This window comes from Gallibacterium salpingitidis (assembly GCF_030517105.1).
Taxonomy (GTDB): domain Bacteria; phylum Pseudomonadota; class Gammaproteobacteria; order Enterobacterales; family Pasteurellaceae; genus Gallibacterium; species Gallibacterium salpingitidis.
Map to the genome: position 1 here is coordinate 1,549,318 of NZ_CP103875.1, position 12,122 is coordinate 1,561,439.

Consider the following 12,122-nt stretch of genomic DNA (forward strand, 5'->3'; position numbering starts at 1 on the left):
CTACAATGAAACTGACTTTATTTGTTGTTACCAGTGTTATCTCTCTGCAAACATCAGCAGAGATATTAATGCAGTGGCAACGTACACCTCTAGCAATTGATTTAAATGTAGAACAAGAACGGATTATTTTTGTTGAGCGAAATGTAAAAATTGGTTACCCACCGTCTTTATCTGGAAAGTTGCGTATTCAAAATGCAGGCGGAACACTCTATTTAAAACCCACACAAGCATTTCCTGAAACCCGGTTGCAATTACAGGATATGCAAAATGGCGAAATTATCTTGCTTGATGTTGAAGCGAAAGCAAATAAAGATAAATTAGAACCAATTAAGCTAGTTTATGAGCCAAAACAGGCAGCAGACAGCACCACTTTTGGTGACATTGAGCAAGAAAACCAGCCACTTTCAGAGATTACTCAACCAAAATCAAGTTTACCTGCTCCAGCAGCATTGACGCGTTATGCAGCCCAATCTTTATATGCGCCACTTCGTACCGTTGAACCGCTTGATGGCGTGCAAAGCGTACATCATAGATTGCCTGCGAATATCACAACCTTGTTACCAGGTTTACCCGTTAAAGCAACTCCTCTAGCAGCATGGCAGCTGGGTGACTATGTGGTCACTGCCGTAAAACTTAAAAATCAATCTGCTGAAATCGTCAAACTCGATCCTCGCTATATTCAGGGACGCTTTTATGCAGCGACTTATCAACACAACTGGTTAGGCGGAAAAGGAACGGCAGAAGATACAACAACAGTTTATCTTATCTCTCTCGGTAGTGCAGATAATGCGGTGATTGCAGAACCCAAACGTGTAGCTAAAAAAACAGTGAAATCTACTCGTACTCATCAATCGGAGGGAAAATAAGATGCAACTCAAGCAAAATAGCCTGTTAAAAATTATTGTACCGTCCGCTATCGCTATTGCTGTTTTTATCGGGATTAAAGCCTATAAATCAAATTCTGAAGCCAGTACTACACCAGTACAATCAACCATTTATGACTTAAAGCCAGAAGAATTACGTGCATTAGGAATTGATGGTGATACACCGCAGGATACGATTCGTACTTTAGTCGGTACACTAAAGCGAACTCGTCAAGATATTGAAGAGGTGAAAGCGCAAAATGCCGATCTCTTAAAACGCAATAAACAGCTAACTGATCAACAAAATAATGTTGATGCACAGATTCAAAGTGCATTAGAACGTGAACGTAATAACCTCACCGTTGAGTTTGAACAACGTGCAGCAAGCTTAACTGATCAGCTTGAGCAGAAGTTAGCCAATTTACCACAGTTTGATTTTAATGCCACTTCACCAACTCAAACTCAAGAACAAAAGAATACAAGTGTAGATGAGGGCTTTAGCGATATTCCTATTAATGGTGATGTTTCAATGGGTATGCAGTGGGTGATGCCAGCTGACATGCAAGCATTAGATCGTAACGGTAAACCTGTCGCAGCAGGACAACAAGCCGATTCCTTTGGCTTCCCAAGCTTATTTAATGAGCTAGATAACTCAATGGTAGGCAAAGCGCACGAAGATTTAACGGGCGTAAAAAGTAAAACGCGTGATGAAAAACCGCCTGTACCAATTTATACCTTGCCTGAAAACTCAACCTTAATCGGCTCGGTAGCCATGACCGCACTCTTGGGACGTGTACCCATTGATGGCGTAGTCAATGATCCTTACCCGTTTAAAGTGTTAGTTGGCAAAGAAAATCTCACTGCCAATGGCATCATGTTACCGAATGTAGAAGGTGCGATTCTTTCTGGAACTGCCAGTGGAGACTGGACACTTTCATGCGTGCGAGGAAAAGTAACCAGCATTACGTTAGTGTTTAATGATGGCCGCGTTCGCACACTCCCACAAGGGCGTCAAAGTAATAGTAATAGTGATGGCATTGGTTGGATTTCTGATCCATATGGTGTGCCTTGTGTACCTGGTGATCGTAAAACTAATGCACCTGAATATCTCACTTCTAACTTTTTACTCGGTGGGGTTGCTGCCGCTGCGGATGCGTATGCACAAAGTCAAACAACCACAGTCGTTGATGGATCCAGTGTCGTTGGGGCAGTAACAGGGGATCAAGGTAAATATCTAATGGGGCAAGCTATTGGTGCTGGTTTAAAAGATACCGCAGAATGGCTACGCAAGCGTTATGGCCAAACATTTGATGCAATTTACGTCCCTCCAGGGCAAGCTGTTGCAATTCATTTAACTAAATCAATTGAAATTGATTATGAGCCAAATGGTCGAAAAGTCAATTACTTACAACAAAAATCGCGCCGTCAATTAGATTAAGAAATTAAGGAATACATGATGAATATGCTGATAAAAACTGTGACTATCGTAATTTGTTTATGCGGACTTGCGGCGTGTTCAACGTCCCAAGAGAAACTTTTGCCTCGTGGTGAACAAACAATGTTAGATTTATGGCAGAAGAAAAGCGGAAATGCGAATTTGCTTCCCACTCGTCAGAATGTTGCTCAAGATCCTGTTCGTACCGTGAGCTTTGAAGAACAAGCGAGTTATACCCGCTCTGCTGAAAATGAAGTTAAAAACCTGTTTCCACGTCTCCCAAACCCTGATTTAGTGATGTATATCTTCCCTCATCTCTCTGATACAGATGAGCCTATGCCCGTTCCTGGATACAGTACCGTTATTCCATTTTACAGTCGTGTGCAATATGCACAAGCAGGCGAACGTGTTGCAACTTACTAACTCGTGCAGGAGAGGGAAAGGATGACAGAAATCAATACTGTGAAACGTGAAAATTATAGTAATAAAGACTACCAGCAAACTTTTCAGCAATGCAGCTCCTTTGTTGCAAGATTGCCCTACGTCGAATTTATTGATGATGAAAATGTGGTGTTACTTGAAGATGGGCAATCATTAGGCGCCGTCTTTGATATTAAGCCAATTGGAACGGAGGGGCGTTCCATTGAGTATTTAAGTCAACTTAGAACCCAAATCGAGGACGCACTACAAGATAGCTTTGAAGAACGAGATGAACACCCGTGGGTAGTACAATTTTATTGTCAAGACGATGATGTTGCCTCTGATTATCGTGATGTATTAGCTCAGTATATCCAACCGAATGCTCAAGGCTCTACGTTTAGTGAAGCATGGCTGAATTTGATGGGTAAACATTTGCACGACATCGCAAAACCAGAAGGATTATTTATTGATACCAAAATCACAAACACGCCTTGGCGTGGGCAACTACGTCGTACACGGATGGTGATTTATCGCTATATCAATACAAAATCGAAAAAAGAGGAACTCCTCTCTCCACTTGAAAGTTTAAATAATGCGTGTGAGCGTGTAATGAACGCATTATCCGGTGTTGGGGTAAAGTTAATGCGTTTAAACGGAAAACAAGTACATCAATGGTTATTACGTTGGTTTAATCCAGCACCGACATTATTGGAACCTGCTGAATTTTATCAAAAAATGCAGTATGCCAAACAAGGCGATACACCCGAGGATTTAATTGTCTGGAATGATTTTGCCGAAACCTTGTTTGTACAATCCCCTACCTCACAAGGCGATTATTGGTATTTTGATGAAAAACCACACGAAGTGGTTGTGGTTGATAGCTTACGTAAACCGCCTGAAGTTGGCTTATTAACAGGCGAAATGCAACGAGGCGATAACTTTAACGCCTTATTTGATTTACTACCACAAGGCACTATTATGGCAATGACCATGGTGGTTTATCCGCAAGATCTCCTAGAACAGCATATCCTCAATATTATGGATAAAGCCAAGGGCGACAATACTGAATCACGCTATGCAAAGCAAGACTGTATGGCAGTGCAAGAATATCTCAAAGATAAGCACAAAATGTATCGCAGCAGTTTAGCGTTTTACTTACGCGGTGATGATGAAGAAGATTTACGCAAAAAAAGCCGTAAATTGCGTGCAATTTTACTGGGAAACGGCTTAGTTCCCGTGCGTGAAGGCGATGAAATTGCACCGCTCAATAGTTATCTGCGTTGGTTACCGATGGTCTTTAATCCGCAAGATGATCGCAAAAATCTCTACACCAAATTTAACTTTGTACAGCATATTGCCAATTTGCTCCCGATTTTTGGCCGTTCAACAGGAACAGGACATCCAGGCATTTCCTTTTTTAATCGAGGTGGTGCACCACTTGATTTTGACCCATTAAGTAAAAAAGACAGAACCAAGAATGCCCATTTATTGATGCTTGGCCCGACAGGAGCGGGAAAATCAGCCACGTTAAACGGTAAAATTGCCCAATTAATGGCAGTATATCGTCCTCGATTATTCATTATCGAGGCAGGAAACTCTTTTGGTTTGATGGCTGATTATGCTGCTTCATTAGGACTAACCGTCAATAAAGTAACCTTGAAACCAGGAAGTGGTGTAACTTTGCCGTTATTTGCAGATTGTCACAAACTAATTGAAGATACATCTGTCAATGAACGCTTGTCTGAAACCGCGATTGAAGATGAAGAAAGTAGAGAACAGACAGAGGATGGCGACGATCAACGTGACATTCTCGGTGAAATGGAAATCACTGCCCGTTTAATGATCACAGGTGGTGAAATTAAAGAAGATGAAAAACTCTCTCGTCCTGATAAAGCGATGATACGACGCGCTATCATGATTGCGGCTGAGAAAACCTACCAAGAAAAACGTCAAACATTGACCCAAGATATACGTGATGCGTTGTATCAAATTAGTCGTGATGAAGAACTTCCAGAGAAGAAACGGGAACGTGCGTTTGACATGGCTGAATCAATCGGAATGTTTTGCCAACCTGGCAGCTTTGAAGCAGAACTTTTTAATCAAGAGGGAGAAGCGTGGCCCGATGCCGATATTACTTTGGTGGATTTGGCCACGTTTGCGCGCGAAGGCTATGAGGCTCAACTATCTATTGCTTATATCTCATTAATTAATCATATCAACAGTCTCGGTGAAAAATATCAGTATGCTGGTCGTCCTCTGGTTAATATCACTGATGAAGCACACATTATTACGGTTAACCCTTTGTTAGCTAAATTCTTAACAAAAGGTTCAAAAATGTGGCGTAAGTTAGGGATTTGGTTGTGGTTGGCAACGCAAAATATGAAGGACTTCCCAAATGATGCTGTGAAGCTCATTAATATGCTGGAATGGTGGGAACTGTTATGTGGGGTTGATGATTATGAAATTGGCGAGATTTGTCGTTTTAAACCGCTTACTGAAGAGCAAAAAAATCTGATTCGCTCCGCACGAAAAGAAGATAAAAAATACACAGAGGGTGTCGTGCTATCTGACAGTCTCGAAGCCCTCTTTCGCGTTGTACCGCCAAGCCTCTATCTTGCACTCGCAATGACAGAACCTGAAGAGAAAGCGGCAAGAATGCAGCTCATGCGTGAACACAATATCAGCGAATTAGATGCTGCTTTTATGATTGCAAAACAGCTTGATATGGCGCGAGGGATTGTATGATGGTTCGCTTATTTGATATGACAATTCCACCGTTTAATCGCTATCAACTCCCTGTTGTACAGCCTTTTTTTGCTTATTCGTTACAGCGTTTAAAAAAAGCCATTCTAAAAACGATTGGGCAACTCATCTCTATGCAATTAAAGCCCTATTTTATTTATCAACAACGCTATATTCAGCTGTTATTTATCGGCAGTCGAGGCAGATTTAATTTGACGCTAAACGTAACTGGACAGACGCGTTTTCCTGATTTATCACCAAAATCAGCAAAATTACGTTACTACATGGAAGTTATTGATGAATTTGATGCTTATCATTTGATTGATACGTTACATCATTTACTCCGTGAAGAGGACGCTACAAACTTATCCACAAAATCTGTGGATAACACTGTTGATAAGGAACTACTATGAATTGGCAAATGATAAAACAAAGTACACGACTGATAATTGTTGTATTGATTTCCTGTGTGGGACTGACATTACTCAGTGCGGTATTAATGCACTTTTTCCCTAATCATGAGTTAAAAATATTTATTGAAGAGTACCGCTCATTATTACTCCTCTGGCGAATTGTACTTTATGCCGTTATTTTTTATGCGTTATACAAAATTGGGCAGAAAAATGCGCATTGGGCAGTAGAAAGCAAGCGTTTAGCAAAAAAAATGGGCATTTTTGTGGCGTTTGCTGAACTTATCAATGTAATGAATATATTGGAGGCAACAAATGCTTGATATACAACTCCATGTAAATAGTTATTTTGAGTACTTTCTCACGCTCTTAGGTTGGATTATCAATGACAATATCTGGGAATTGCTTGTTGAAACGGGCTTATTTGCACTGCCGATGTTATTCTCTATCCTAAGGCTCTGGCTCAAAGTCCGAGAGGAAGGTGATGATGAGGGAAATAAAGGAAAGCTGTTAATATCCAGATTGGAACACGCCTTGTATATGCAAGTTGTAATGATAGCGTTCACTTGTATGCCGTTAATGACAGCTTCCGTAAATAACCTTGTGTATGATGAAAGCCGTTCACAGCAATGTGGCTATACTATCCTAAAACCACAGGACACCAATCTTGGTGCAATGCAAAGTACCTTAGATGGGCAAGTTGCCAAATTACCGCTTTGGTGGGCATTTACGCACACCTTAAATAAAGCGGTAACGCAAGCAGCCATCACGGCGATACCGTGTAAGCCTGACTTGCGTCAATTACGTTTTGATGTGCAACGTACCCAAATTACCAGCCCTGTATTGCGACAAGAGGTGCAAGAATTTTATGAGCAATGCTACGTCCCTGCTCGTACCAAAATTAAACGTCAACAAATTGAAGTCGATGAAGTACAAGCAAGAGATTTAGACTGGATCGGTTCTCGTTTAATGGTTGAAACACCAGGATTATATGACCGTTATCGTTCAAAGATGCCGCGTAAGCAGTGGACGTATGATCCGCAGCGTGATCAAGCCTTACCGAACACAGGAAAAGGCGGTTTTCCAACTTGTCGCGAATGGTGGGATGATGCTGGCATTGGACTAAAAGCAAGATTATTAGAACAGTATGATCCAAGTTTGATACAACGGTTTAAGAATTGGGTAGATGGTAATGACTTACGAGGCTCATTATCCGAAAGTGATATTTTAGTTCGAACATTAGTACGTCCCGAAAATATTAAAGTATCAACGGGAGCAGCTTATTCTAATTTAAGTTATAACCTTACCCCAGACGATGATCTATTTTCTTCTGCGCGATCAGCTGTTTCAAGATTCTTTTCAGGTGTGGGAACAACTCTAGGCTTAACTGCAGCTACACCTGGTTTCGATGCCATGCGTCAAGCATTACCGATGATACAGGGGTTCTTAATTATGGCATTAACAATTAGCATGCCAATTATTTTGTTAATGAGTGCATATAGTGCTAAAACCGTGATGACACTTACCTTTGTGCAGTTTGGCTTATATTTTTTAACATTTTGGTGGGAATTAGCAAGATGGCTTGATACTTGGTTACTAACAGCACTTTATAATTCAGATACACATAATGCCTGGAATATAGTTGGAGTTATGAATCTTGAAGATGATACCGTAGTTAAATTGGTTATCGGAACAATGTATTTATTGTTGCCATCATTTTTTATGATTGCAATAGGATGGGCTGGTATTACAGTAGGAAATATAGCATCTTCTTTTTCTAGAGGATCTCAATCAACACAAGCATCAGGTAGTCAAGTAGCACAAAGGGGAACGAATATAGCACAACAAACAGCAACGAAAGGAATGAAATAAGAAAATATAAAAAAGCCAAGAATATTAAATTTTTTGGCTTTTCTAAATAAAAAAATCAGTTATCATCCTTAACTTTGCCCCAATACTCACCCCAACCATGTTCATATAAACCTGCTCCATGATAGGAGTTTTCTGAATTATCATTCTCTTGAGTAGAGAATGCATCAGATAATACCTCATCTTCAGAAGTACCTTTCTTGAGAAAATTAAGCACAATATATAGTGCAAATAGCAATACACCAAACATTACACCAAAAGCAATAATCGAAAATACAGCTGCTCCAATTATTGCTAATTGAGCATAATACAATACTGGTTGACTAGCTTTCTTTTCCAATCTTAATTTTTTCAGATAAGTGCCAAATCTGTACCCTAAATTATTAGTATCCGTCATTTTATGCACTCCACTTGTTTTGGTGATTAATTACTGTTAGGTATAGTCTATTTTTGGGAAGTTGTCAATGAGTTAAAACAATTCTGAATGACTTGCTAGCCGTATTAATTCAATTTGTTTAAGTTTCTTATTTGAATAAATTTCCAAAGTTTTTTTCACGATTACTATCAATGTAAAAAAATTAGTCATAATTAAGATTAAATTCCATTTTGCATTGATTTAATTTCAAATAAGTTAATTTGATCAATTTTCTCTGGGTGAATAACAATTGTTAATTTTGCAGGATATTTAAACCTAGTCTCACTTATTTTAAATGTCCATAACATTATTTTTAACAGCTCTTCATCTGTAATATTTTTGTGTTCTCTAATCCTTGTAATTCCTGAGCCAAATATAGGAACAGAAACACTTTTTTGAGAATATACAACATTTATCTCATCCCAAAACTTAATTAAAAATCCTAAATATTCGGGCATTGTTAAATAAGCTTGATTTCTTTCATTAAACTTCGAAAAAGCTGTCAATATATAGTCATTGTATAAACAAACTGTACCTATTTTATATCTTTTCGTCTTTCCAAAAATACGATTAGTATTTTCATCTAAAATATCTTCCTTGTTAAAAGGATATGTTTCAATATGTTTATTCAATTTATCTACATTAAACACTCTTTCTTTTATAAAAATACCATTTAATGACTGTTTTGAAATGATTTTATCATCTACTTGTGTATCAAAATATTCATTAAAAGCAATCACCTTTAAACCATCCTGTTTAAAGATATCACCTGTAATGATAGATATAGTAGTGTTCTCTATATTTATATTAATACTTTTCCATTTAGATACCCAAATCCATAAAATAAAATATATTACAATAAGAAAGATAAAAACAAAGCTAACTAGGCAGAAAACATTTTCTTTAAATACATTATTATCAATAATGAAAGCAAAAATACCTAAAAAAGTAGAAAATATAGAAAAAACTTCACAATACAATTTTCTTAAATTCACATCAAAAAGACGAACTTTTCTCATAAATAATAACCTTATTGTTCATTTTAGAATAAAATTAGTAAAAATCTGTTATTTATAATAATATACTCCATTTTCTATTTTATTCTTAAATTGTATAGTAAAATCAGTTATACTGAGAGCTTTATAAATAATCTTTTTATTCATTGGAATATGAAGAGTCGGTACATTGTGCATTAACTTATCAAAGCTTGGTAATTTGTTCCATAAGTCTTTAATTTCTTGTCTTAAATTACCATTCCCACTCAATAAATCATTTTTTTCCTTATAATCAGGATAAATAACAATTACAGGTAAACCCAGCGTTCTAATGCCATATTCAATTTCTTCTGTTAACGCTCTTGAATTTCTAGTATTTTTACTTAAAAACAAGATAATATTCTTGGATACTTTTAATCTTTCATGTAATCTAGGTTTTAAGGTTCTTTCCCAATCACTTCCGTCACGTACACTATAAGTTGCATCGTGTGCATTGATAAAAGAAAACGTATTATCTTTTCCTTTCCACGCTCTTAACATATTGTAATAACAGAAATCTTTAGTTGCATGTGCACCTAAGTTACTTTCATTAAAGGGCTCTGCAACATAAAATGCAGAATAGTTTTTAGTTTTATTTAACATTATGGAGTCTCCTTTTTCACTTTAATAAAACATACACTCACTAACTCTGTTTCAAATCTTATTGTTGCTACTATTTTAATAATTGCATGTATCAAATTCCATTACTGATGACTGTTATGCCATATCTTATTTCTTAATTTTTAGCTCACTATGATAATTAATTAACGTACAAAACTGAAAATCATTGCTTAATTTCTCCGGTGAATTTTTCATTTCAGTAATGTATCGCTCAACAAACTTTTTGAAGTTACGGATAATTTTTTTCACATTGCCTTGAATACAAAGAAATTCTTGCTTATCTCTGAGTTGAATATTGGTATTCATAATATCATTATGTAAATCGACAATAACAGCTTTAGTAAAGTCTATCCCTTTATAACCTCCTTTATCATTATGAATGGTTTTAAAGCAAATTTTGTCGTTCTCTGGTTGTGGTAGATTAGTTCTTAGCGGTAATGCAAAATGAAGATTTTTAACTTGAACAAGCAGAACACAATAAGGGCGATGATCTTTTTCAAGAATCTCATTAAGCATTGGCGCTTTATTAACAAAAAAATCTTGTGATAAGAGGTCAAGTTGTAAATCAAGGTTTTTTATTAGCATACATTTTTTCCAAAAAATTCTATAATATTGAATTATATAGTTTCTAAGAAATAAATATAGTCATTAATACTTGATCTTTTCTCTATATCATCTATTATATAGATGTGGTGCTAGAGCATGCCCACGTTAATAAACACATAGCTCAAGAGATGAATTTAGTGGTGCTAGAGCATGCCCACGTTAATAAACACATAGCTCGATAGAAGACCCTTATTTCGTATAAGGGTTTTTTATTTTATCTCCCTATCCATTAGATATTTTTTCTATTGCTAACATCTCCATATGCTTTGATTGTTCAATGGTATAGCCTTTTTTACTTTTTTGATAGCTTGTTTCTTATCTAATCAAAGACTGTTCCCAGTTAATTTGTTCTGCATCAATTATCTTTATTCCCATTTTACGAATTTCACTTAGAGTACTGTGATAAGATAATGCCATTTTTTCAATGTCAGCTCGACTCGTGATACGAGGAATAGTATGTTCTTGAGCTTGCTTTTCTTTGTAGCGTTTTGTATTTCTCTCAATACTTAAATCAATATTAATCGGCAACTTTAAATGCTCATTCTTAACTTATCGTATTTGTCGCTTAATTCGTAGATTTTTTCGATAATATCAACGGCTTTTACTTGGTCTTTTTCACATAAAGATAAATACTCTTGATCAAGCTTATGTAAGAGAACTTTATCTTGTTCAAGACTTGATAAATCTATCTTTCCTCTTTTTAAAACGAGCATATCAGCTTTAGTATCAGCAACAACTTCACAAACAATATCTGTTAAAACAACATAATCTTCTTTTAGGCTTTGTATCATTTCAGCTTTTCGTTCTGTACTTAACATTTTTATCTTTCTTCATACTACACAAAATTTTTAATTATTTACTCCAATCTATCACTCTTAAACCATTTACTTTAGTAAATTCTTTGACATTATTTGTTACAACAGTTAAACCTAAACTTCTTGCATGCCCTGCTATCATTGCATCATATGGCCCAATAGGCTGTCCAGTTTTAGCTAGTTCTGCTCTAATTTGACCACTATGATATGCTGCTCCCTCATTATAGTCTAGTACAGTTAATCTTGAACAAAATGATTCAATAACCGATAAATTTTGTGCTACTTTTGCACTCTTTTCAGCACCATAAATAAGCTCCATTAAAGTAATAGAACTTATACAAATCCTTGCTTGGTTTTCATTAAATAGTGGCAACAAATGCTCAGGTTTATTTTTTATTATAAAAATAACAATATTAGTATCTAACATATACTTTAACATTAGAATGACTCTCTTTCCTGCATTTGCGGTTGTTCTCTATCTAGCATAAAATCATCAGATACTGTGTTCACATCATAAAACCAGCTATCCCAAACATTATTTAATGGCGTGATAATACGAGTATTACCTTGAATGATAATATTCACATTTTTTGTCGTGGTCGGTAATTCTGCAATTTTAGGGATTCTAATTGCTTGACTTTTATTATTCATAAAAACTGTAGCAGTTACTGTAGCCATACCCCCTCCTTTATGTATATATTCTTTGTATATACTACAGCTTATTTTGATATCTGTAAATGGTTTCTAATTACTTTATATTGTTTTGAATCCTAGTTGATAATGACATCACAATGTCCGTTTTCATTAAATTTTATGATAATCTCAGAATCACGATTAATTGTAATCTGATCTTTACCAGATGGTCTTTTCACGTAATATCTAATACAGTGAG

15 protein-coding genes are annotated in these 12,122 nt (G+C 36.4%); 7 read left to right on the top strand and 8 right to left on the bottom strand.

Going from position 1 to position 12,122, the window contains the following annotated elements:
* Positions 1 to 5: 5 nt before the first annotated feature.
* The 7 genes from NYR30_RS07535 to NYR30_RS07565 are packed head-to-tail and all read left to right on the top strand — an operon-like array spanning position 6 to position 7,742.
* The gene (locus NYR30_RS07535; RefSeq protein WP_330998044.1) at positions 6 to 866 is read left to right on the top strand and encodes a TIGR03749 family integrating conjugative element protein; all 861 of its coding nucleotides are present in this window, start codon (positions 6 to 8) and stop codon (positions 864 to 866) included.
* Between the two features lies 1 nt (position 867).
* Complete coding sequence (locus NYR30_RS07540) at positions 868 to 2,301, top strand: TIGR03752 family integrating conjugative element protein (protein WP_066421272.1); 1,434 nt, start codon at positions 868 to 870, stop codon at positions 2,299 to 2,301.
* A gap of 24 nt (positions 2,302 to 2,325) precedes the next feature.
* Entirely contained in the window at positions 2,326 to 2,721 is a 396-nt protein-coding gene (locus NYR30_RS07545) for a TIGR03751 family conjugal transfer lipoprotein (RefSeq protein ID WP_156536695.1), read from the top strand.
* A 21-nt stretch (positions 2,722 to 2,742) separates the two neighbouring features.
* Entirely contained in the window at positions 2,743 to 5,463 is a 2,721-nt protein-coding gene (locus NYR30_RS07550; RefSeq protein WP_302500384.1) for a conjugative transfer ATPase, read from the top strand.
* Positions 5,460 to 5,873 (top strand): hypothetical protein, encoded by a 414-nt coding sequence (locus NYR30_RS07555; RefSeq protein ID WP_066110973.1) that lies wholly within the window; start codon positions 5,460 to 5,462, stop codon positions 5,871 to 5,873. Before NYR30_RS07550 ends, NYR30_RS07555 begins: the two co-directional genes overlap by 4 nt.
* Positions 5,870 to 6,193: a hypothetical protein gene (locus NYR30_RS07560; protein ID WP_066421276.1), complete on the top strand. Its 324-nt coding sequence runs from the start codon at positions 5,870 to 5,872 to the stop codon at positions 6,191 to 6,193. Before NYR30_RS07555 ends, NYR30_RS07560 begins: the two co-directional genes overlap by 4 nt.
* On the top strand, positions 6,186 to 7,742 hold the full coding sequence (locus NYR30_RS07565; protein WP_302500385.1) for a conjugal transfer protein TraG N-terminal domain-containing protein: 1,557 nt from the start codon (positions 6,186 to 6,188) through the stop codon (positions 7,740 to 7,742). Before NYR30_RS07560 ends, NYR30_RS07565 begins: the two co-directional genes overlap by 8 nt.
* 55 nt (positions 7,743 to 7,797) lie before the next feature.
* On the opposite strand, the gene NYR30_RS07570 is transcribed toward NYR30_RS07565, so the two are convergent.
* The 8 genes from NYR30_RS07570 to vapB all read right to left on the bottom strand — a co-directional run bounded on the left by NYR30_RS07570 (position 7,798) and on the right by vapB (position 11,908).
* Entirely contained in the window at positions 7,798 to 8,136 is a 339-nt protein-coding gene (locus NYR30_RS07570; RefSeq protein WP_302500386.1) for a hypothetical protein, read from the bottom strand.
* Between the two features lie 197 nt (positions 8,137 to 8,333).
* Positions 8,334 to 9,173, bottom strand: a complete 840-nt coding sequence (locus NYR30_RS07575) for a macro domain-containing protein (protein WP_302500387.1) — start codon at positions 9,171 to 9,173, stop codon at positions 8,334 to 8,336.
* A 48-nt stretch (positions 9,174 to 9,221) separates the two neighbouring features.
* Positions 9,222 to 9,791, bottom strand: a complete 570-nt coding sequence (locus tag NYR30_RS07580) for a TIR domain-containing protein (protein ID WP_302500388.1) — start codon at positions 9,789 to 9,791, stop codon at positions 9,222 to 9,224.
* A gap of 126 nt (positions 9,792 to 9,917) precedes the next feature.
* Positions 9,918 to 10,394, bottom strand: coding sequence for a type III toxin-antitoxin system TenpIN family toxin (tenpIN, locus tag NYR30_RS07585; protein ID WP_302500389.1), 477 nt, complete (start codon positions 10,392 to 10,394; stop codon positions 9,918 to 9,920).
* A gap of 336 nt (positions 10,395 to 10,730) precedes the next feature.
* On the bottom strand, positions 10,731 to 10,943 hold the full coding sequence (locus NYR30_RS07590; protein WP_302500390.1) for a hypothetical protein: 213 nt from the start codon (positions 10,941 to 10,943) through the stop codon (positions 10,731 to 10,733).
* A gap of 2 nt (positions 10,944 to 10,945) precedes the next feature.
* Positions 10,946 to 11,233, bottom strand: coding sequence for a hypothetical protein (locus NYR30_RS07595; protein ID WP_065233008.1), 288 nt, complete (start codon positions 11,231 to 11,233; stop codon positions 10,946 to 10,948).
* A gap of 34 nt (positions 11,234 to 11,267) precedes the next feature.
* Positions 11,268 to 11,669: a type II toxin-antitoxin system tRNA(fMet)-specific endonuclease VapC gene (vapC, locus tag NYR30_RS07600; RefSeq protein ID WP_066110987.1), complete on the bottom strand. Its 402-nt coding sequence runs from the start codon at positions 11,667 to 11,669 to the stop codon at positions 11,268 to 11,270.
* Positions 11,669 to 11,908, bottom strand: a complete 240-nt coding sequence (gene vapB, locus NYR30_RS07605) for a type II toxin-antitoxin system VapB family antitoxin (protein WP_066110989.1) — start codon at positions 11,906 to 11,908, stop codon at positions 11,669 to 11,671. The genes vapC and vapB overlap by 1 nt, the downstream gene beginning before the upstream one ends.
* Positions 11,909 to 12,122 lie beyond the last annotated feature (214 nt).

Coding starts and splice junctions, on each gene's coding strand:
- NYR30_RS07535 (WP_330998044.1), top strand. CDS start 6: ATGAAACTGACTTTATTTGTTGTTACCAGTGTTATCTCTCTGCAAACA.
- NYR30_RS07540 (WP_066421272.1), top strand. CDS start 868: ATGCAACTCAAGCAAAATAGCCTGTTAAAAATTATTGTACCGTCCGCT.
- NYR30_RS07545 (WP_156536695.1), top strand. CDS start 2,326: ATGCTGATAAAAACTGTGACTATCGTAATTTGTTTATGCGGACTTGCG.
- NYR30_RS07550 (WP_302500384.1), top strand. CDS start 2,743: ATGACAGAAATCAATACTGTGAAACGTGAAAATTATAGTAATAAAGAC.
- NYR30_RS07555 (WP_066110973.1), top strand. CDS start 5,460: ATGATGGTTCGCTTATTTGATATGACAATTCCACCGTTTAATCGCTAT.
- NYR30_RS07560 (WP_066421276.1), top strand. CDS start 5,870: ATGAATTGGCAAATGATAAAACAAAGTACACGACTGATAATTGTTGTA.
- NYR30_RS07565 (WP_302500385.1), top strand. CDS start 6,186: ATGCTTGATATACAACTCCATGTAAATAGTTATTTTGAGTACTTTCTC.
- NYR30_RS07570 (WP_302500386.1), bottom strand. CDS start 8,136: ATGACGGATACTAATAATTTAGGGTACAGATTTGGCACTTATCTGAAA.
- NYR30_RS07575 (WP_302500387.1), bottom strand. CDS start 9,173: ATGAGAAAAGTTCGTCTTTTTGATGTGAATTTAAGAAAATTGTATTGT.
- NYR30_RS07580 (WP_302500388.1), bottom strand. CDS start 9,791: ATGTTAAATAAAACTAAAAACTATTCTGCATTTTATGTTGCAGAGCCC.
- tenpIN (WP_302500389.1), bottom strand. CDS start 10,394: ATGCTAATAAAAAACCTTGATTTACAACTTGACCTCTTATCACAAGAT.
- NYR30_RS07595 (WP_065233008.1), bottom strand. CDS start 11,233: ATGTTAAGTACAGAACGAAAAGCTGAAATGATACAAAGCCTAAAAGAA.
- vapC (WP_066110987.1), bottom strand. CDS start 11,669: ATGTTAAAGTATATGTTAGATACTAATATTGTTATTTTTATAATAAAA.
- vapB (WP_066110989.1), bottom strand. CDS start 11,908: ATGGCTACAGTAACTGCTACAGTTTTTATGAATAATAAAAGTCAAGCA.